This window comes from Methylocystis rosea, from assembly GCF_003855495.1.
In the GTDB taxonomy this organism is placed as follows: domain Bacteria; phylum Pseudomonadota; class Alphaproteobacteria; order Rhizobiales; family Beijerinckiaceae; genus Methylocystis; species Methylocystis rosea_A.
Genome location: NZ_CP034086.1, coordinates 2,435,894 through 2,456,013, shown reverse-complemented (window position 1 = coordinate 2,456,013; position 20,120 = coordinate 2,435,894). Strand labels below are relative to the sequence as shown.

General features: G+C 60.0%; 15 protein-coding genes and 1 pseudogene. 6 read left to right on the top strand and 10 right to left on the bottom strand.

Annotation, left to right across the window (positions count from 1 at the left end):
* Positions 1-118 precede the first annotated feature (118 nt).
* Both EHO51_RS11855 and EHO51_RS11850 read right to left on the bottom strand, forming a co-directional pair.
* The gene (locus EHO51_RS11855; RefSeq protein ID WP_245434571.1) at positions 119-1,624 is read right to left on the bottom strand and encodes a S10 family peptidase; all 1,506 of its coding nucleotides are present in this window, start codon (positions 1,622-1,624) and stop codon (positions 119-121) included.
* A 29-nt stretch (positions 1,625-1,653) separates the two neighbouring features.
* Entirely contained in the window at positions 1,654-2,421 is a 768-nt protein-coding gene (locus EHO51_RS11850; protein ID WP_245434570.1) for a TetR/AcrR family transcriptional regulator, read from the bottom strand.
* A gap of 220 nt (positions 2,422-2,641) precedes the next feature.
* On the opposite strand from EHO51_RS11850, the gene EHO51_RS11845 reads away from it, so the two are divergent.
* Genes EHO51_RS11845 through EHO51_RS11835 form a run of 3 tightly spaced genes read left to right on the top strand, consistent with a single transcriptional unit; the run spans position 2,642 to position 8,598 of the window.
* Positions 2,642-4,327, top strand: coding sequence for an efflux transporter outer membrane subunit (locus EHO51_RS11845; RefSeq protein ID WP_124739071.1), 1,686 nt, complete (start codon positions 2,642-2,644; stop codon positions 4,325-4,327).
* 28 nt (positions 4,328-4,355) lie between these two features.
* Complete coding sequence (locus EHO51_RS11840) at positions 4,356-5,498, top strand: efflux RND transporter periplasmic adaptor subunit (RefSeq protein ID WP_205789016.1); 1,143 nt, start codon at positions 4,356-4,358, stop codon at positions 5,496-5,498.
* A 16-nt stretch (positions 5,499-5,514) separates the two neighbouring features.
* Positions 5,515-8,598: an efflux RND transporter permease subunit gene (locus EHO51_RS11835; protein WP_124739069.1), complete on the top strand. Its 3,084-nt coding sequence runs from the start codon at positions 5,515-5,517 to the stop codon at positions 8,596-8,598.
* Positions 8,599-8,647: 49 nt separating this feature from the next.
* On the opposite strand, the gene EHO51_RS11830 is transcribed toward EHO51_RS11835, so the two are convergent.
* The 6 genes and pseudogenes from EHO51_RS11830 to EHO51_RS11810 form a co-directional block, all read right to left on the bottom strand.
* A complete protein-coding gene (locus EHO51_RS11830) occupies positions 8,648-9,091 on the bottom strand; it encodes an SRPBCC domain-containing protein (protein WP_124739068.1) in 444 nt (147 codons plus the stop codon).
* A 170-nt stretch (positions 9,092-9,261) separates the two neighbouring features.
* Positions 9,262-10,653: a glycosyltransferase family 4 protein gene (locus EHO51_RS11825; protein WP_124739067.1), complete on the bottom strand. Its 1,392-nt coding sequence runs from the start codon at positions 10,651-10,653 to the stop codon at positions 9,262-9,264.
* 128 nt (positions 10,654-10,781) lie between these two features.
* A complete protein-coding gene (locus EHO51_RS11820; RefSeq protein ID WP_245434569.1) occupies positions 10,782-11,696 on the bottom strand; it encodes a glycosyltransferase in 915 nt (304 codons plus the stop codon).
* Positions 11,697-12,084: 388 nt separating this feature from the next.
* Entirely contained in the window at positions 12,085-12,726 is a 642-nt protein-coding gene (locus tag EHO51_RS20875) for a sensor histidine kinase (RefSeq protein ID WP_245434877.1), read from the bottom strand.
* A gap of 36 nt (positions 12,727-12,762) precedes the next feature.
* Positions 12,763-12,930, bottom strand: a pseudogene (locus EHO51_RS20870) (HAMP domain-containing protein); the annotation flags it as partial.
* A gap of 449 nt (positions 12,931-13,379) precedes the next feature.
* Positions 13,380-14,096, bottom strand: coding sequence for a response regulator (locus EHO51_RS11810; RefSeq protein ID WP_124740131.1), 717 nt, complete (start codon positions 14,094-14,096; stop codon positions 13,380-13,382).
* Positions 14,097-15,683: 1,587 nt separating this feature from the next.
* Here EHO51_RS11810 and EHO51_RS11800 point away from each other — a divergent pair.
* The 3 genes from EHO51_RS11800 (at position 15,684) to EHO51_RS11790 (ending at position 18,168) form a co-directional block, all read left to right on the top strand.
* The gene (locus EHO51_RS11800) at positions 15,684-16,607 is read left to right on the top strand and encodes a Cof-type HAD-IIB family hydrolase (RefSeq protein WP_124739064.1); all 924 of its coding nucleotides are present in this window, start codon (positions 15,684-15,686) and stop codon (positions 16,605-16,607) included.
* Entirely contained in the window at positions 16,604-17,545 is a 942-nt protein-coding gene (locus tag EHO51_RS11795) for a phosphotransferase family protein (protein WP_124739063.1), read from the top strand. Before EHO51_RS11800 ends, EHO51_RS11795 begins: the two co-directional genes overlap by 4 nt.
* 107 nt (positions 17,546-17,652) lie before the next feature.
* On the top strand, positions 17,653-18,168 hold the full coding sequence (locus EHO51_RS11790) for a superoxide dismutase family protein (protein WP_124739062.1): 516 nt from the start codon (positions 17,653-17,655) through the stop codon (positions 18,166-18,168).
* A 103-nt stretch (positions 18,169-18,271) separates the two neighbouring features.
* On the opposite strand, the gene EHO51_RS11785 is transcribed toward EHO51_RS11790, so the two are convergent.
* Complete coding sequence (locus EHO51_RS11785; RefSeq protein WP_124739061.1) at positions 18,272-18,664, bottom strand: beta family protein; 393 nt, start codon at positions 18,662-18,664, stop codon at positions 18,272-18,274.
* A 133-nt stretch (positions 18,665-18,797) separates the two neighbouring features.
* A complete protein-coding gene (gene fahA, locus EHO51_RS11780) occupies positions 18,798-20,120 on the bottom strand; it encodes a fumarylacetoacetase (RefSeq protein ID WP_205788963.1) in 1,323 nt (440 codons plus the stop codon).

Genomic DNA, 20,120 nt, shown 5'->3' with positions numbered 1-20,120 from the left:
TCCGAGTTTGCGAAGATCGAAACTGGACGTCATTTACTCGATCGTCGCATTGCATGACTGGATGTTTGAACAGAGGCTGTTCGAACGCGCCTCGAAGTGTCGGCGTCGGCGTTGTTTGTCAATTCCGTTCAATGGACGTTCGCGCCGTGTCGCGTAAAGCCCGACGGGATTCATCCCGCACATAAGGCATGTGCCCACCGGGCAGAACAACGAACTGCACGCGCGAACCGTCGCCAAAGGCGGGAAGCTGGTCCAGCAAGAGTTTCGTCGCAAAATAGGGGGTAACGAGATCGGTAATTCCGTGCACGATGAGAACCTTGAGCCGCGGATCGAGCGCCAACGCCTCGCGCAGGTCTGAGACCGCTTCCGCGCTGACGCGCCCACCGCGCCCGTAATCCCATTGGTGCGCAACTTGCGCATTGAGGATTTCATATCGCGCGTCGTTTATTGGCCACTCTAGCTTTTCGGTCACGATCCGGCTCATGGCGGCGCCCAGGGGCGTGCGCAGCGTGTCAAGCACTGGGTCCTCCCAGTCGCTCTCCTGGGAAAAGGGCGCGGGGTCGAAGCCGGCCACTTCCCCATCATAAGCGCTCAGAATCCGCTGGTCGTCACGGGCCCGCTCGCGACTGAACGTCTTGACGTGCACACGGCCGCCGAGCTGCGACACAATCTTGCTGTTGAGACCAGTGAATTGCGCTACCCTGGCGCTCAGCCGCGACAGAGCGTCGGCGTCCCGCACCCCCTTGAGCAGATCGGTCAGATAGGCGCCTCCGGCATATTCCTCGACGTCGGCAAGGGCGGCTCGATCCTTTGCGCCGCGCGTGACTGCTGCAAACGAAGGTAAGTAAGCCGCGAAGGACAGAAGATTGCGCGCGTCCAACCAGGTGAAGTCGAGGACTGGGGAGATGAGAATGAGACCTGTCACCCCCACGCTTTCGCGCTCTCGCAGCGCATGCACCAGTTTGACGGCGCGAAAACTCCCATAGCTCTCGCCGACAAGATATTTGGGGGAGGCCAGGCGCCGGTGTGTCGTCAGCCATTTGCGAAGGACGACTGCAAGCGCGTCGGCATCGCCTTGGACCGAGAAGAATCGCTTCCTGAGATCCTCGCCGTCGCCAAGGATTTTGCTGTAGCCTGTGCCCGGCGGATCAACGAACACCAGATCGGCGAACGTCAGCCAGCTCTCGGCGTTCTCGACGATCGTGGGCGGCGCCGATGGCGAGAGCGCGTTGGCCATGTGAAGCCGCCATGGCGACAGCGCGCCTAGACCGAGCCAGGCGGAGCCCGCGCCGGGTCCGCCATTGAAGACGAAAGCAATCGGCCGGCTGAGCGATTCCGCGCCCGCGCGTTCATAAGAAACGTAGGCCACATCCGCCTGCGGCGCATCACTTTGAGCGTCCCGCAGATGCACGGCGCCTGCTCGCGCCGTGAACGCCACCTTCTCGCCGTTGAGCGTGATCGTATGATTGGTGACGACTTCCGCGGGCAGACCGCGTGACGGAACGGATTGTTCGTTTACACTTTTCTTTCCCGCTGTCGCATCGTCCGCCCGGCATGGGAAGCAGCCGCCCGCGACGATGGCGGCAAGCAAGAGTATCCATCGAATTGGCGGTTTACTCGTCATGCTTCGCCCATCGCAATCGCGTCGTACAATCAGTTTGAAGCGGTCTTGTTGCGACATCTCGCTGTAATGCGCGAAGTTCCCTCTCGCCTATATGCTCTCAGAAAAGCATCAATTCCCGCATCGACCATCGCGTTAGCGGAGGCTTCGGCTCTCGGTTCGAGACCAAGCGCCGTGTGAAGTGGCAGGTCTCCGCGGACAAGACTCAAAAAATGGCTAGCGGCTTCTGTCGCGTCTGAGAACGTCAGCAGGCCGCGGTCTTTGGCCTCTTCGAGCAACGCCGCGACGCGCATGAGCTCGTTTTTCGGCCCGCTTTCAAAGAAGAGCCTGCAGAGTTGCGGAAAGCGCATGCGCTCACTGGAAATCGCCTGAAAGAACGCCATCGACTCCGGGGTCAAATACACTTCGACAAATTGACGCGCGAAGCTTCGAAGCGCCTCGACAAGGCCGATGTCGAGATCGGGCATCTTCAGCCTGCTCGCTTTCAGGCGGCATTCCGCTTCGATCAAATGGGCGAACAAAGCTTCCTTGCTCGGAAAGTAAGCGTAAAGCGTCGCCTTCGACACGCAAGCGGACCGCGCGATCGCGTCCATGCTCGTCTCGGCGAAGCCCTGTTCGAGGAATAATTTTCGCGCGGCCTCGATCACGGAACATTCCTTCCGTCCCGCAACATGCGCCTCTGTCGATCCTGCCGCCGTCGCAAGATCCGTCGACGGGCTCTTCATGGCGGGTTCCTCGATTTCCGTCTTCATCGCGGCGACGCCGCCGACTTTTTCTTCAAGGCTCTGCCCCCGCGCCATCCGCTCTTCCCCACGCCTCCGCCGAGCCTGAACCGGCAAACGCCGGTGGTGTGACTTATCTATCGGCCCACTTTCGAAAAGTTTCAAACTAAACGATCCAGTTCAATTTAACGTTGACACGCGCCAAAGGGCAAGCATAAAACTGAACCGTTCAGTTTAACCTGGGTCCGATATGAGCTGGAGGGCGCCTCAAATATCCCGGCCGTTGCTCAACCCTCATGTGGGGGATCGCCTTGCTCTTCCGCTCGAAAGCCCGAAGGCGCGAAACATCGCCCAGAGCGATCGACGCCAAGGGACATTGAAATCAAAGGGCAGGGCGGCAGCGCTGGGGCTTCTGCTTGCCGCGTTGCTTTCCGGCTGCGCTGTCGGCCCCGACTTTGTCGCGCCGGAGGCGCCCCTGGGCGCGGGCTATGCAGCGGGCAAGCCAGCGAACATCACCCAATCGGCGCCCATCGCGGGCGGCGGCGCGCAAAAGCTCGTTCCTGGCCGCGATATTCCGGGCGAATGGTGGCGACTGTTCCGCTCCAAGCAGATTGCGGCGCTGGTGGCCGAGGCGGTGACCAATCATCCCAACATCGCCGCCGCCGAAGCGGCGCTGCGCCAGGCGCGCGAGACCACGGAAGCCGATGCGGCGTCCTTCTTTCCGTCGGCCACTCTGAGCCAGAGCGTCGCGCGCACGCAAATGACGACGGCGCAATTCGGCGGCTTCTCGCAAAGCTCCTCGTCGAGCGGATCGCAAGGCTCGTCGTCGAGCGGGGCGACGGCGCTGCTCTACACGCTCCATAATTCGAATGTCGCCGTGTCGTTCACGCCCGACGTCTTCGGCAAGACGATGCGCACGGTTGAGAGCGATTTCGCCGCGGCCGAGTATCAGCGATTCCAGCTTGAGGCGACCTATCTGGCGCTGGCCGCCAATGTGGTGACCGCTGCGATCGCCGATTCCAACTACGCCTCGCAGATCAAGGTCACGCGCGATCTCATCGCCGCCTATCAGAAGCAACTCGACATCTTGCAGAAGCGCTTCGAGCTCGGCGCCGTGAGCGCGGCCGACGTGGTGTCGGAAAAGGCGCTCGTCGCGCAGGCGCAAGCGACGCTGCCGCCGCTCGAAAAAGCGCGCGCGCAGACGCGCAATCAGCTCATGGCCTATCTCGGCCGTTTTCCCAATGACGATAAGGGCGAAGCGATCGACATTGAGCATCTGCATCTACCACGGGATCTGCCGCTCAGCCTGCCGTCAAATCTGGTGCGCCAGCGCCCGGACGTTCTTTCGGCGGAGGCTCAGTTGCATCAGGCGAGCGCCAATGTGGGCGTCGCCACGGCAAATATGCTGCCGCAGCTGACGCTGACGGGCAATGGCGGCAGTCAGGCTTCGAATTTCTCGCAATTATTCTTGCCGCAGACCTCGGTCTACAATCTTGCGACGCAGCTCTCCGGCCAGGCGTTCGACGCCGGCAAACTATTCCATCAGCGCGAGGCGAAGCTGGCCGCGCTGGAACAGGCGGAAGCGCAATATCGCGCCACCGTGATCAGCGCCTTCCAGAACGTCGCCGACGCCTTGCAGGCGATCAAGCATGACGCGGCGACGCTGCGTGCGCAGGTTGCGGCCGAAAAGGCCGCCGCCGAAAGCCTGGATATTTCGCAAGCCCAATATTTGGCTGGCTCGACGACCTATCCGACGGTGCTCAACGCCGCGCAGACCCTGCTCAACGCTCGTCTCAATCGCGTCCAGGCGCAGGCGGCGCGCTTCTCGGATACCGCGGCGCTGATGCAGGCGCTCGGCGGCGGGTGGTGGAATCGCCTCGACGAGACGCCGGCGTCGCTTCCCAAACCCACCGATCTCATTTCAACCCTGCCGATCGCCGCGGCGATACGCGCCGAGGCTGAGGAACGCTCCCGTGCCCGTTAACACGCTTTTGCAAGACCGTCTCGGATCGATGTTCAAGCCCATGATGATCATGCTGGCGATCGTCGCCCTCGTGTTCGCAGGCCTTTACGGCTTCGTCAGTTTCCGCTCGATGATGATCGGGCGGTTCCTCGCCTCCATGGCCAATCCGCCGCAGACCGTGTCGGTGACGACGGCCGCCTATCAGGAATGGCGCCCGAAGTTTTCAGCGATCGGCACGTTCCGCGCCGTCAATGGCGCGGACCTCGCGCTCGAAACTTCGGGCATCGTCGAGAAGATCCACTTCCAGTCGGGCGAGGACATCAAGGCGGGACAAATTCTCATCGAGCTGCGCAAGGATACGGACAACGCCCAACTCGAAGCCTTGAAAGCCACCGCGGAGCTCAACGCCATCAATCTGCGCCGCGACCAGTCGCAGCTCAAAATCCGCGCCGCGAGTCAGGCGACTGTGGATACGGATATCGCCAATCTGCGAAGCGCCAACGCCCAGGTCGTGCAGCAGGAGGCGGTGATCGCGCAAAAGACCCTGCTCGCGCCCTTCGCCGGAAGGCTCGGCATCCGCCAGATCGATCTTGGCCAATATATCGGCGCCGGAACGGTGATCGTGACTTTGCAGGCGCTCGATCCGATCTTTCTCGACTTTGTCCTGCCGCAGCAGGACTTGAACGGCGTCTCGGTCGGACAAACCATCGCGGCGACCGTCGACGCCTTTCCCGGCCAGAGCTTTACGGGCAAGATCGACGCCATCAGCTCCAAGGTGGATCTCGCGAGTCGCAACGTGCAGATACGCGCGAGCCTCGCCAATGCTGAACGCAAGCTGCGGCCCGGCATGTTCGCTTCAGTGGAAATCGCGACCGGCAAGCCCCAGCGCCTCATCACGCTGCCGCAAACGGCGATCGTTTATGCGCCTTTCGGCAATTCGGTGTTCCTTGCACAAAAAAGCGAGGAGAGCGCCGATAAGAAGGCGCCGCAAGGCTCCGGGCTCGTCGCGCATCAAGCGTTCGTTCGGCTCGGCGAGACGCGCGGCGACGAAGTCTCGGTGCTCGAAGGGGTGCCCGAAGGCGCAACGGTCGTCACGGCCGGTCAGGTCAAGCTGCGCAACGGCGCGCCGCTCGCCATTTCGAAAGAGCCGTCGCCGCCTGTCGACGACTCTCCCAAGCCCGTGGATCAGTGAACGGAGATTCCGCAAGATGCGTTTCACCGACATTTTCGTGCGTCGCCCGGTGCTCGCCACCGTGGTGAGCCTGCTGATCCTGGTGCTTGGCCTGAGATCGCTGGCGACTTTGCCCGTGCTGCAATATCCGCGCACGCAAAACGCCGTCGTCACGGTGATGACGTACTATTTTGGCGCCGATCCGGCGACCGTCGCCGGTTTCGTCACGACGCCGCTCGAAAACGCCATCGCGCAGGCGAACGGCATCGACTATCTCACCTCGACGAGTCAGATCGGGGTGAGCACGATCACCGCCAATCTGCGGTTGAACTATGATTCCGGCAAGGCGCTCACCGAGATCAGCACCAAGATCGATTCGGTGCTCAACCAATTGCCGCAGGCCGTGCAGCGTCCCGTCATCACCGTCAAGATCGGCCAAACCACCGACGCCATGTACATTGGCTTCAACAGCGACATCCTCACGCCGAGCCAGGTGACGGACTATCTCATCCGCGTCGTGCAGCCGCGTCTGCAATCGGTGCCGGGCGTGCAGACGGCGGAGCTTATCGGCGGCAAGACCTTTGCGCTCAGAGCCTGGCTCGATCCGGTGAAGCTCGCCGCCTATGGGCTCACCGCCAGCGAAGTGGCGGCGTCCCTCCAGAGCAATGACTATATCGCCGGCCTCGGCTCGACCAAGGGCCAATGGGTTCAGGTCAATCTCTCGGCGGCGACGTCGCTCCATTCACTCGAGGAGTTTCGCAACCTCGTCGTCAAGCAGGTGAACGGCGCCAATGTGAAGCTGCGCGACGTCGCCAATGTCACGCTCGGCGCGGACGATTATGAATCCTCGGTGTCGTTCGACGGCAAGCAGGCGGTCTATATCGGCATTCTGGTGGCACCGAACGCGAATTTGCTCGATGTCGTCAAAGGCGTCAAGGACGCCTATCCCGACATTGTCAAAGCGCTTCCCCAAGGCTTGAATAGCGAGATCGTCTACGACACGACGAATTTCGTGAACAGCTCCATCGACGAGGTGATTCACACGCTGATCGAAGCGGTCCTCATCGTCACCGCCGTCGTCTTCGTGTTTTTGGGATCGTGGCGCTCGGTGCTGATCCCGATCATGGCGATCCCGCTTTCGCTCATCGGCGCGCTGACGTTTCTCCTTGCTCTCGGCTTCTCGATCAATCTGCTGACGCTTCTGGCGCTGGTGCTCGCGATCGGCCTCGTGGTCGACGACGCCATCATTGTCGTCGAAAACGTCAACCGGCATCTCGGCGAAGGCCTGACGCCTGTCGACGCCGCGCTGCTGGCGGCGCGCGAACTCGCCGGACCGATCATCGCCATGACGATCGTGCTGATCGCCGTCTATGTGCCGATCGGCTTTCAGGGCGGCCTCACCGGCGCGCTCTTCGTCGAATTCGCTTTCACTCTGGCGGCGGCGGTCACCGTGTCGGGCATCGTCGCGCTCACTTTGTCGCCGGTGAGTTGCGCTCTCGCGCTCAAGCCCCCGAACCGGGGCGAGGAGACGCTTGAGTCCCGCATCGTCGGCTACATCGACGCGCGGATGGACGCCGTCCGGGATCGCTATCACCGTCTACTGGACTCCTCCCTCAATTACGTCCCGGTGACGCTCGTCTTCGGCGGGCTGGTGCTTTCGAGCATCTATTGGCTCTACGCCAGCGCCAAGAGCGAACTCGCGCCAAACGAGGATCAGGGCATCATTCTGGCGCAGGCGACTCCGGCGCCCAACGCCACTCTCCAACAAAAGCTGTACTACGCCGATCAGGCATATAAGATCATCGCCAAGCATCCAGAGACTGACAGCGTGTTCCAGATCAATTCGCCGGCGGCGAATCTGTCCGGCGTCGTGCTCAAGCCTGCGGACGAGCGCAAGGTCGGGGCGGAGGACTTACAGCATATGCTCCAGCAGGAGCTAAGCGCTGTACCCGGCGTGCGCTTCGTCGCCTTTCAGCCGCCGCCGCTTCCGGGCTCGATGGGCTTGCCGATTCAATTCGTCTTCCAGAGCACCGACCCTTTCGAGAAGATGGACGGCATCTCCCGCGAATTCCTGTCGAAAGCTCTGGCGACGGGAAAGTTCATGTTCCTCGACACCGATCTCAAGATTGATCAGCCGCAGTTGTCGCTTGTCATCGACCGCGAAAAGACCGCGCAGCTCGGCCTGAGAATGATCGACGTCGGCGGCGCGCTCACCACCGCGCTGAGCGGTGGCTATACGCAATATTTCGGGCTGGCCGGCCGTTCGTACAAAGTCATTCCGCAGGTCGCCCAACGGTTTCGACTGAATCCGGATCAGATCTTGAATTATTACATCAAGACGGCGGACGGCTCCTTGGCGCCGCTCTCGACCGTCGCCAAGCTCGAAACCGCCATCGTTCCCGAGTCGCTCAATCATTTCCAGCAGATTAATTCGGTGACGATTTCTGGCGTGGCCGCGCCTGGCGTCATCGCCGGCGAGGCGCTCGACACGCTCAAAGAGATCGCGCGCCAAGCGTTGCCCGCGACTTATACGATCGACTATGCCGGACCCTCGCGTCAGTTCATTCAGGAGTCGAGCGGCTTCGCGGTGACCTTTGGCTTCGCCCTCATCATCATCTTTCTGGCGCTCGCCGCGCAATTCGAGAGCTTCCGCGATCCGCTGATCATTCTCGTATCCGTCCCAATGTCGATCGCCGGCGCGCTGGTTTTCATCATGCTCGGCTTTGGCGGCGCGAGCATCAATATTTACACCCAGGTTGGCCTGGTGACGTTGATGGGCCTGATCAGTAAACACGGCATTCTGATCGTCGAGTTCGCCAATGAATTGCAACACAGCGGGATGTCGAAACGGGAAGCGATCCTGGAGGCCACGTCCATTCGCCTGCGTCCGATCCTTATGACCACCGCGGCGATGGTGCTCGGCGTCTTCCCGCTCATCATGGCGGCGGGCGCGGGCGCGGCGTCGCGCTTCAACATGGGTCTGGTGATCGCCTCGGGCCTTTCCATCGGCACCTTGTTCACGCTGTTTGTTCTGCCCGCGGTCTATCTCGTGCTCGCAGCGGACCATTCGGGGTCGCGCAAGAGGGCCGCGCTCGATCTTGTGTCGCCCGCGCATCCGTAAGTGCGTCGGAGATCGTTGTTAAAGGCATGTTCGGAGATGGATTGAGATTTTAAGGAATCCGACGCTCGGCGACCTGCTTGAGAGCGAGATTCATTGCCTCGAATCCCGTCTGTGTCGCGTGGAGCATGCCGCTCAGAGGTCCAACGAGAAGCCCGGAAAAGGTCTCGCCCTGCACAAAACGCGTGCGGCTTTCGCTAAGCGACTCAAGCAAGAAATAGTGCTCGCCATCGAAAATGCCGCCGATGAAGAGATGGCCCTGCCAGCGGAGTTCTCTGTTCCGTCGAACCGCGAGGATGTCGGGCGTGAAATGCATCGGGCGCTTGCCTGGCGGCGACAGCTCAATTGAGAGCCGCGCGCCCGGACTGAGCGTCCCGGAAATCGATGTAATGAACGGATTCCACTGCGGCATTCGGGAGAAATCCGTCAAATGCGCCCAAATGCGGCTGGCGGGCGCTTCAATCTCAATCTCCGTTTCAATCTGCCGCCTAGCCATTTCCAATCAATCTCTCATGCACATGCTGCTGCAGTTTAGTTCCCAAATGTGAATGTTTGAACTTATCGACGGCCTTGCGCAAGATCCGGCTTCGCAGAACCAAGCGCGGTGATCGCAAAGTGATATTGAAGCGCGCCGTCTTGCCGCTAGGAAAAGCGCAAGACTGCAAATCAGGCGGGGACCACCTCAGCGCGGGTCTGATAGGCATCATTCAAGATTAGACTGGCGAGACTGCGCGCAGAATCGTCCCAGGAATAAACAGGCATCTTTTCTTTTTCGATCGGTTCTCGATAGAGCTTCTCGATTTTGTCGGCCAAGTCGATCGAGTCCAGTAAATTGAAATAGCGGACGTGATCTCCGCCGATTTCGTGGAACACCGGCAAATCCGACGCGATGACTGGAAGCCCGTAACGACCAGCTTCAACGAGCGGGAGGCCAAATCCTTCGATCATCGATGGATAAACCAATGCGCGCGCATGGGTATAGCAGTGATGAAGATCGGCGTCGCTCGCCTTATCGAGCCATAGAAGGCGTCGCCCAAATTCGTTGTGTTGTTTGATGCGATGTTCGAGAGATTCGCTTTGCCAACCTGCTTGGCCAATGATGACGTAACGCGCGTCGATCCCGCGCGACCAAAGGCGTTCGAAAGCGTCGAGCGCGATCGGGTAGCATTTTCGCGGTTCAAGAGTGCCCACGCTTAAAAAGTAAGGCGTTTCGCTTGCGGTCACGGTTTTGGCCTCAGAAGAAATCGATGAATTCTCTTCGTCGTTGAAATCCGCGCCCAGTCGCCACCAGCCGATGCGAAGATGCGGCTTGGTCGCGAGGTCTTTGCGCGCGACATAGGCGATGAAATCCATCGCAGTGCTCTTTGAGACGCATATGATGCGATCGCTTTTCAGCACGAGTTTTTCGAACCACTCGTTGAATTCCTCAGTCATTCGCGGCGTGACGCTGAGCGGATGGATCAAGGGGATCAGGTCATGTACGACCGTTATGAGCTGTCCGCCGACATCGGCGAGACGCTGAATAAGAGGCAGATGCTCCGAAAGTATGCCCCAGCTTGCGTCGAGGAGCATGAATTTGTCGCCTTCCCTGAACGTGATCGAGGCCGGGAGCAACGGATGATCGTAGTACGAAAGAAGTTCGCCATTTTCGACAACGACGGGAAGCGCAAATCGATCCTGGATTGATCTCTTGGCTATTTCGCGAACGACGCGCTGCACGCCGGTTTTCCCTCCAACACGTAGCGTTGGCGTTACATCGATGAAAATACGGCAAGAGGAGATGGAGGAGAGCGTGTCGTCCGCGGCGAGTTCTCTTGGCAACAGAGGTCGGCGCCTGAGTCTCGAGCGGTCGCGAGTCCTCGATCCATTGTGCAGATGACCAAGTCCTAGCTGCTTGGTCACAGTCCAGTAAAATTCTCTCAATTTGAAGTAGACGAAAGCTGTCACTGGATCGAGCGCATCCGCCATGCGTCTGCGCTTCATTTCGAGGTTCTCTAGCTGAATCTGCGACGCGAGAAAAAGGGCGACCTCGCTTTCGTGTTCAATTTCCTGCGCCATCTTGCTCCTCTCCAGAGTGTACGCCGAAAGCGCGGACGCGCGCCGCCTCCGAAGATCGGGGTGCTTTCATATTGGTTGGTCTTTGCCGCTGCTCTTCGCGGCGAGAGAACAGCGCCGATTGCATCGGCTCACGTCGCTCGCATACGGGCCATCAACTTGCTTGCGATGTCGCCGAGCCGACTCGCATAACGCTCAGATGAGTATCTCTCTTCGTATAATGCGCGCGTATCGCTCGTCATCGGATCGCTTCGTTCGCTCATCCCACGACGCTTCATCATGGCGGCGGCGAATTCGGCGGCGTCGTCCGCGATGAACACGTTGCGAAGCTGTGATGGATCGATCCCCATTCCTCTGAAAGCCTTCGACGTCGCGACGACCGGCAGTCCGCTGGAGAGAGCTTCCACGGTTTTGATCGAAAGGCCGTGCCCTTCTCTGGTGGGGAGGAGAACTAAAGCTGCATCGGCGTAGGCAGACTGTATTTCAGCTACTCTGCCACGGAACAGATTGCGATGCTCCTTGTACAGAAGTCTGTCACGGCTTTTCACGCCATCGGCGATATCGCCAAAAATTGAAATCGATATTTCAGGCACGCGCGGCACAATATATTTCAAGAACCATCGAACGCTGATGTAGTTGGCTGCGTTGTTGCCAGCGACGAAAATAGCGTGATCGCCATTGTCGTGAGGTAGCGCAGGGGCGATCGAGGGATAGATCAGCTCGTGTTGCGCGAGAGGCAGAAGCTGCTGAAACGCCGCATACTCTTCCGAATTCAAGTGAATGCAAACGTCGGCGCGCTTGATCCAATCGAGTTCGACGGCAAGCATGCTCCTATAGCCAACGTAAGGCGGAATGCTAAAGCCTGCACGATTGCGCAGCTCGTATTGCCGAGCCTGGATGTCGTGAGTGTCGAGGACGACGGGAATACTGCGCCTCTCGCGCATTTTCTCGGCGAAAGGCAAGACGAAAAAGTGGTTGGCGTGAATCAGGTCAATAGCGTTCGTATCGAGCGCTTCGGGAAGAGGCGCGCGCTTCACCAGCTCCACCAGCCAGGTTGCCTGATCGCCATGCGTTAGGGGCCACCAGCCGTCCTTCAGGAGCGTTGTCTTGAAGAGGTCGGGGATCGTGGCGGACGATTCATATCTCTCGTCGGCGGCGAGATCCTGACTATGCGCCCTGTAATCCTTCCAGCGTGCGCCGCGGCCGACCGAGGGCGTGACATCGTCCATCAGCGCAATGGAAAGCACACGCGCGCCGAGCTTTTTGTAGGCTTCTATCTGACTAGCGATAACCTGATGCGTCCCGCAGGAATGCCACGCAGGATGCACGACGGCGACTGTTTTACCCGATAGCGCGGCGCGGCCTGGAATTGATTGATGTATCGACATCCCGACGACCCCCTTTGGGCGTCAAGGTCGAACTCTCAGGGGACATTTATTTGCTCGATTCGTTTCGATTTGTTTCGAGGTCGGTTTTGGGCAGCGATACCCTCGCGATCAGGCCGCCGCCGGTCCGCTCATCCAGCGTGAGGCGTCCGCGGTGGGCTTCCACGATCGCGCGCGCGATCGCCAGGCCGAGCCCGAAGCCCTCTTTTGTGTTCGAGGACGCGCCTACGTCTCCTCGCTCGAAGGGTTCCAGCATCAAATCCCTTCTTTCTTGGGGGATGCCTGGACCCCTGTCAGCGATCTCGACAACCGCTGCGTCATCGCTTTCGAGCACTCGGATTTCAGGGTTTTCCCCGTGTTTCACCGCATTGTCGATTAGGTTGGAGAATGCGCGTTCAAGATTGTCCGGACTGCCTAGAACGTTGACGTGATCGATTCCGTCGTAGCGCGCATTGGCGCCAACATCGACGTACTGATCGACAATCGTCTGCAACAGGCTCGCCAGATCCAGCGCGACGATCTCCTGCTGGAAACCACCGCGCAGATAGTCGAGGCAGCCGCCGACCATCGCCTCCATTTGGTCGAGGTCCCGCAGCAGTTTTGCTTTCGTTTCGCTGCTCTCAATGTATTCGGCGCGAAGACGCATCCGCGTGATCGGGGTCCGAAGATCGTGGCTGACCGACGTCAACATCCGCGTTCGCTGAGAGGCCATCTCGGCGATACGACGCTGCATGCGGTTGAAGGCCCGCGTCGCCTTGCGGACCTCTTCGGGTCCTGTCTCGGCGAGCTGCGCCGGAACACTGTCGAGTCCGAAGGATTCGGCGGCGTCCGCGAAATTCGTCAGGGGCCGCGTAAGCGACAGCGCGGCCCATAGGGAAAAGATGAACAAACTCACCGCGACGAAGCCCAGGGTGACGATCGCGAACCGGGGAAATCCGGAAGGCCGGATCGGGGCGTCGAGCAGGAATTGCTGCCCATCGTGCAACGACCCGCTAAATCGCTTGTTGTCATCATGCGCTGCGATCTCGACTCCGACGGGGAGGCGAAACCGAAAATAAACGGGCTGCGCCCCGTTGCGCGGGGCGACTCCCGGCTCTGAGAGCGCGACGTGAAACCCCGGAAAGTTCTCGTTAAAACCTGTTGCGATGGCTGGCCTCTCCGCTGCGGAGGCGGCGTCCAACGCGGTTAAAGCCGCCACGACGATGGAGGCGCTCAGGTCGCGAGGGTGGCCGGGAGCAGGTTCGGACAGGAAAAGGATCGTCGTCACCGCCGCGTGGAACAGGCCGACGCATAGGAGGAGGAGAAGTCCCAGCTGCACATTGATGTTTCGGAGCGCAGATGTTCTCACTGGACGGTGACTTTCGCGGTGAACGTATAGCCCATCGAGCGGACCGTCTGAATGAGCGTCGGGTCTCGCGGGTCATTCTCGATCTTTTGACGAAGCCGGCTTATCAGGATGTCCACGCTCCGCTCGGTCGTGGACGACGCCTTCAACTCGTCGCGCGAGAATATTTTTCCGGGATTGCGGCAGAGCGTCAGCAACAGGTCGAATTCCGTGCTCGTGAGGATCACCCGTACGCCGGTCGGGCCCAACAGGCGCCGTGTGGAAGAGTCCAGGAAGAATCCAGAAAAGCTATAGGCGCTGATTTTCTGGGACGACTCAATATCCGGTGCAGTCCGCCGGAGGACGGCCCCGATGCGCGCGAGCAATTCACGCGGAACGAAGGGTTTGACCAGATAATCGTCCGCCCCAAGTTCGATGCCAAGTATACGGTCCGTGTCTTCGCCGCGCGCGGTCAGCATGATCAATGGGGGACTTCCCGTGTCTCGCAAGCGCATGCAGATGGAGAATCCATCCTCACCGGGAAGGTTGATGTCGAGCACGATAAGGTCGACCTGCTCGCTCGCGAGAACCGCGTCCATCTGTTTGCCGTCGCGGGCAAGCATCACCTCGAACCCGTTGTCGCTGAGATATTTCGATAAAAGCGATCGAATATCCTCGTCGTCCTCGACGACGAGGATCCATCGCCTATCGGCCGCGCTTGATGCGGGTTTGTTCAAGGTCGGAGAGTTCACCTACTCGCGGCTTCGAGGCAGCGGCGAGTTCCAAACCGAGAGTTCCGCGCAGCTGTGTCGAGATTCTGGCGCGGTTGTTTCAATTTGTTTCGCGCAACGCAGCGCATGACAGCCTCCAATCGCTGGCGCTCTCGCCTCCTCACGCCGGTAGGCAGTCTGATTTCGAACGAACTTTGGCGGCGCTCAAGGAGTCAGCTTCGAAAATAACTTCTGGATAGAACCGTAGCAGAAAATCTCGATAATGATGAAGGACATATAAGATAACTCCTCTCGGCAAAGCATCGCGCCATTCAGTGCTGCTTCCACAGCGATAATGCGACGAGAGATCTATCACCCCCTGTTGCCGGCCGGTCATTGCGGCAAACGAAAACCTATCAGGATCAGGCATCGTCGCGTTTCTCAAGACCTCCATTCGAGACAGCACGCGGAAGAAATTAGCTGTGTTTGACGTTATGTCCTCCATGCGCAACGGGACGATCCGTAAGTCGTCATAATTCCACGAGATCATATCGCACAAAGGACCGTTCGTCTCCGGCTGAAAGTGACGCGATTCCAGAAACGCCAAGGTCAAGGCCATGCCGACGTCTTGGTCTACTTCCCTCAAAACACTCCTCTGACCAATCAGGAGGTCCCATCCATCAGTCGGATGGGTTCGGAGGTGGGAGTAGTATGCGGAGACGACGACACTCAAAGGATTCCTTATAACGTGCATGCATTGCATGTCCGCAGATAGATGATTCTTGATGCTGAAATAGTCAGCGTTCAGCGCGACAACGACATCATTGTCGGACTTAAGCGCCGTCTCTATAGTGTATCCTGACTCTGGGCATTGACGCCCCCAGGGGATCGCGATGTATTTTAAATTATTCTTTCGGCAAATATTCGCGACTATCGATGTTAGCCAGGTCGACGCGCACTTATGGTGCGTAAATAGTGCAAGTTTTCGGCGTTTTGATAGCACTGACTGAATGCGGCTGGCAATGTAAGAAGCATCTCTCACTGCTGTCTCTTATACATAAGAAGATCGGTCTTATTGCTCGCGTCTTGGCGGAGCAAGTTGGCGCCAATGTTCCGCGCGGGAGTGTCGAGATTCCGGCTGGTTAGTTTCGTTTTGTTTCTAAATAGACGGGCGTATCGATGTGTTTAATTTCAATCTTCGGACCTGAACTTGCGAGATGCAGCCCGCTTTTGCCAGCGCGCCTAGCGCCCAAGCGCGGCGGGTCACATCGGCCGTCTCATTGCGGCGCGAGCGGGGAACGGGCGCTGCTTAAAGGAAATGTTGGCGAGATGACCGCCGTTGAGAAGGTTTGCGTAACAAGCGCCGGCCAGGCCGCTTGACTGCCCGCCAAGCGTAATCTTCGCGCGCGATCGGGCGCGAGGATTTTAGAGATTGAGGGCTGTCGCTTAAGCGCGTCGGCGCCACATAGGACGGAGTGTCCGCCGTCAAGCGCACGCCGACCTGTGGGCTTGCGTCTGGTTAAGGCAGGCGCGATCACCATGTCTCCGGTCTCGATGCGAAAGCGCGCGGCTTGTGTAAGCACGAAACGCGGCGACAGAGGATGAGGACCCGGAATGGCGCTTGGAGAACAGATCGACGAAGAGCTCAGGGCGTTTCTGGCGGAGACCAATTTCACCGGAGCGGGCGCGCTCATAACCGACCTTGACGGAACTGCGGTGCATGAATTTGAAGGGCGGATCGTCATTCCAGATCCGGTCGCTTGCGGATTGAAGCGCCTCAATGATCTTGGCCGGCCCATTGTGCTGAACACGCTGCGGTTTCCGCTGAACGTCATCCGCACCTTCGGGCGCGAGTGGTATTCGATCACCAATGCGCCTTTGCCGCTTGTCTCGCTCAACGGCGGCGTCGTCGGCTATCTTAGAGAAGATGCGGCTGGAGACATCGTCTTCGAGGAGCTCGACGCTTTTCCGCTTGAGCCGCTGGAAATTGACGAGGTGCTGACGGGCGTGCGCGGGCTGCTTGAGAATGACGTCGACGACCTTCTTGTCTTCTATTACGCGCGCGACTGGACTCTCGGTGAGACGATCTGGACGCCTGTCAGGGAGAAAATCCCCCATCTTCGCGCAAAATACACGAGCGCGTCGTCTATCGTCTGCCTCTCGCTGGACGATCTTCGCGATACCTTGATGGCCCAGGACATCTGCATGATGTTTCTGCTCGTCGAAGCCCCGCAGGATCGGCGGATGGCCTATCAGCACGTCAAGCGCTCGAATTTCGCGACGCGCAAGGGCGTCGACAAATTGTTCGGCGTGCGCGCCATCGCGGACCGGCTCGGCGTCGAGCTGCAGGACTCTGTCGGCTGCGGCGACACGCCGATGGATTCATTTCTTTCCGGCGTCGGCCTTGCCGTCCATGTCGGATCGCGCGATCTGGAATATAAGGGCCTGCTGCGGACGGTGAAGATTGAAAGCTCCCAGGAGCTTGGCGAACTGCTGTTTCGCCTTGGCGGCCTGGAGAGCGAGGCGCTGCAACAATGACCGCTGCGCAAGAAGCGCCAATCGATCCGCGCAAGGCGCGATCCAATGCGGGCAAAATTATCGAGCATCACCTCGGGTCAAAGCCCAAGAGCATCGTGGCGCGCGGCGGCGGCATCACCAATTTCGTGTTCGAGGTCCGCCACGCCGAAGGTGATTTCATCGTCCGCATGAACACAACGCCGGACAAACTAAAGGATTATCTCAAAGAGCAATGGGCGATCACCAAAGCCAGCGAGGCTGGCGTGCCGACCGCGAAAATTCTGGAGGTCGGCGCCGACATTATCGGCATGCCCTACATGGTGCTTCCGAAAGTCGAGGGACAGGAGGCGACGCATCATCCCGAACGCTTCACAATTTTGCGTGAAATGGGGCGACTGACCGCTCTGATCCACTCCGTCAAGACATCGGGCTTTGGCCAAACGTTTGATTGGTCGGGCAATCAGCTCTCGCGCAAAGAGACTTGGAAGGAGTATCTGCGCGGGGAATTGAAAATTGAAGCGCGCGTCGACCTGCTGGATGAGCAGGATATGCTGGACGCCGGCCAGCTTAAACGGCTGAGATCGGTCGTTCGCGACATGGAGCGCTGGGACCCGTCGCCCGTTCTCAACCACGGCGACATGCGGCTAAAGAACGTGGTCGCCGACGCCTCTGGGGCGATCACCGCCGTGATCGATTGGGAGTGCTGCGCCTCCAACGTTGCGCCCTACTGGGATCTTTCGATGGCGCTTCATGATCTCTCGGTCGACGCCAAGCAGGAATTTCTCATCGGCTATGGCTTGAAGGAGGAGAAGATCCGCGAAATGGCGCCGATTATAAAGGCGATCAATCTCATCAATTACGCGCCCTATGTGGAGCGAGCCGCCGCGGAAAGGGACAAAGCCCGGCTTGAACAATATCGCACGCGCCTGTCGGGGGCGCTGGATCTATATTCGCTTTGACCGCATTCACTCTTTATCCAGTCGCACTTTACACAACAGTGGTCGGCGCGCGTAATATCCTGCGACGCCGCGACGACCGCCGGTTCGCAAAGACGTGAGAGGGAAAGATGTTCGACAAACTTGTCCTCGCCTTAGTTTCAATCGCGCTCATGACCGGCTTTGCATGCGCGGAGGAGCGAACCGCCGACGTCGTCGACAACAAAGGCAAGGGGATCGGCTCCATTGAGGTCAAACAGGGGCCGCATGGGGTCGTTCTTCGCGTCATGCTGCGGCCGGGCGCGCTCGCGCCGGGCTGGCATGGCGTTCATGTGCACGAAGTTGGCGACTGCTCCGACATCGAAAAATTCATGCACTCGAAGGGCCATATCAATCCGTCAAACGCCGAACACGGGTTCCTTAATCCCAAGGGGCCGCACCCGGCGGATCTGCCGAATGTCTATGCATATTCAGATGGCTCCGCGCAGGCGGAAATGTTCGTCGACGGCGTGTCCTTGAGCGGCGGTAAAACCAATCTCCTGGACGCGGACGGATCGGCGATCGTGGTGCATGCGAGCCCTGACGATCACATGTCGCAGCCGATTGGCGGCGCCGGCGCACGCGTCGCCTGCGCCGTGCTGAAATAGCGTGGGCGCCGCGCGTGTGGCGGGCTAAGAGCGGTGAAGATGAGAACTATGTCTACGCTATAAACCACTATAAGAAAGTGGGGCTTAGATGTCGGGCTCGCACTCAATCAATCAGGCTGAACCGCACCTCTTCCGACGCCGGGGCTTTTTTGATCGAAATGCCGCGCACCTTGGCAATATCGCTCACCAATTGAGTGATATGATGCGTGGTGTTGAGCTGTCGCCATGTCGTCGAGTTGCCCGGCCCCACAGCGGGATCATTCGCCACCCTTGCGATGAAGGCATCAGCATTGGAGAAGCCATCGCCCGCACCGCTCGTGAACGATGTTGAGGACGTCGCGAGTGTCGCGGCCGAGTCGGTCCAGCGCCGCGGCCACCTCCCTTGGAATCGCGCCGTCTTCGACACGCCGAGCTCGGCTTCGAAGGCAGCGACGACATCCTCGAAGGAGCGATGGCTGACATGCTCATAATGCTCGACGGTGAAGCTATCGATCATGGCCGCCTCATGGTGGTTATCGAGAACATTCGCGCATCTCCCTTGCCGACGCTGCCCTACGAGCGTGATGCGCCCTTGCCCCGCAATCATCGCAATGCCCACGCGACCGCGCGGTGCCGCCGTCGCCGGCGGCCTACAATGTGGGCGCCGGCTGCACCTCGCCGGCGCAGTCACCAAAGCCGATCCGAGCGAAACCGTCCTTCGCGCAATAGCCGGACAAGGTGACGGTGTCGCCGTCTTCGAGGAAGGCGCGCTCCTCGCCGGCGCCCAGTGGCACGGGAGCGCTTCCGGCCTTGCTCAGCTCGCTCAGCGCCCCTGCCTCCCCTTCGCAGGGGCCGGAAACCGTGCCGCTGCCGATCACATCGCCGATCTGCAAATTGCAGCCGTTCACCGTATGGTGGGCGATCATCTGCGCCACCGTCCAATATTGGTGACGAAAGCTGGTGACCGACACGCGCCGAGGCAACCGGCCGGCCTCTCGCTGACGCGCCGTGGCCAAGCGGACTTCCAGGACGATGTCGAAGCCGCCGGACGTTCGGTTCCGATCGCTATCGAGATAGGGTAGCGGCGGAGAATCGCCGTCCGGGCGCGACGCCGCCGCGCGAAACGGCGCCAGCGCCTCCAGGGTGACAATCCACGGAGACACGCTTGTCGCGAAGTTCTTCGCCAGGAACGGTCCGAGCGGCGCCTGCTCCCAGACCTGGACGTCCCGGGCCGACCAATCATTGAGCAGGCCGATGCCGAACACTTTGTCCTCGGCCTCGTCGATCGGGACCCGCTCGCCGGCCGCGTTGGCCTGGCCGATGTAGATCGCCAGCTCGGCCTCGTAGTCCAGCCTCTGGCATGCCTGGAGCAGCGGGATGACCGCGCCGGGAGGCTTGGCCTGCCCCAGGGGCCGGCGGACCGGACGCCCGCTGACGCCGATGCTCGACGCCCGGCCGTGGTAGGCGAGCGGCATCCAGCGAAAATTCGGCGTGACCAGCTCGAGGCCCATCGCCCGGCCGATGTTGTCCGCGTGAAACAGCGAGGTATAGAAATCGGTATAGTCGCCGATGTCGGCCGCGACCTTAAAGATCGCGTCCTCCCGCGGAAACAGACACGCAGCCACGGCGTCGCGCCCAGCCGGCGGAGCGCCTTCCTTCAGGAGATCGAACAGGCCGTGGCGCAGAGCTCGCCAGGCGGTGGGCCCGAGCCGGAAGAGGGCGTTCAGGGACGGTGAGACGCAGGCGCGCGCGGCCGCGGCGGCGGAGCCCTCGAGCAACGCGGCGTCGCCGAGCGCATGCATGTCGACGATTTGATCGCCGATTGCGACGCCGCCCCGCCAATGATGCTGCTCGTCGGGGCGTTGAAACACCGCGAAAGGGAGATTCTGGATCGGGAAGTCGCCGTCGGGCCGGTTGGCGCCGGCCACCCAGCTGCGGGCGGCCGGGTCGTGCGTGTGGTTGAGCGCGACCAT

Bases quoted from the DNA above. Each gene is read 5' to 3' on its own strand.
- EHO51_RS11835 (WP_124739069.1), top strand. From the start codon at position 5,515: ATGCGTTTCACCGACATTTTCGTGCGTCGCCCGGTGCTCGCCACCGTG.
- EHO51_RS20875 (WP_245434877.1), bottom strand. From the start codon at position 12,726: ATGTTGACGTCGGTCAGCCACGATCTTCGGACCCCGATCACGCGGATG.
- EHO51_RS11800 (WP_124739064.1), top strand. From the start codon at position 15,684: ATGGCGCTTGGAGAACAGATCGACGAAGAGCTCAGGGCGTTTCTGGCG.
- EHO51_RS11795 (WP_124739063.1), top strand. From the start codon at position 16,604: ATGACCGCTGCGCAAGAAGCGCCAATCGATCCGCGCAAGGCGCGATCC.
- EHO51_RS11830 (WP_124739068.1), bottom strand. From the start codon at position 9,091: ATGGCTAGGCGGCAGATTGAAACGGAGATTGAGATTGAAGCGCCCGCC.
- EHO51_RS11855 (WP_245434571.1), bottom strand. From the start codon at position 1,624: ATGACGAGTAAACCGCCAATTCGATGGATACTCTTGCTTGCCGCCATC.
- EHO51_RS11850 (WP_245434570.1), bottom strand. From the start codon at position 2,421: ATGGCGCGGGGGCAGAGCCTTGAAGAAAAAGTCGGCGGCGTCGCCGCG.
- EHO51_RS11840 (WP_205789016.1), top strand. From the start codon at position 4,356: ATGTTCAAGCCCATGATGATCATGCTGGCGATCGTCGCCCTCGTGTTC.
- fahA (WP_205788963.1), bottom strand. From the start codon at position 20,120: ATGGTCGCGCTCAACCACACGCACGACCCGGCCGCCCGCAGCTGGGTG.
- EHO51_RS11785 (WP_124739061.1), bottom strand. From the start codon at position 18,664: ATGATCGATAGCTTCACCGTCGAGCATTATGAGCATGTCAGCCATCGC.
- EHO51_RS11790 (WP_124739062.1), top strand. From the start codon at position 17,653: ATGTTCGACAAACTTGTCCTCGCCTTAGTTTCAATCGCGCTCATGACC.
- EHO51_RS11825 (WP_124739067.1), bottom strand. From the start codon at position 10,653: ATGGCGCAGGAAATTGAACACGAAAGCGAGGTCGCCCTTTTTCTCGCG.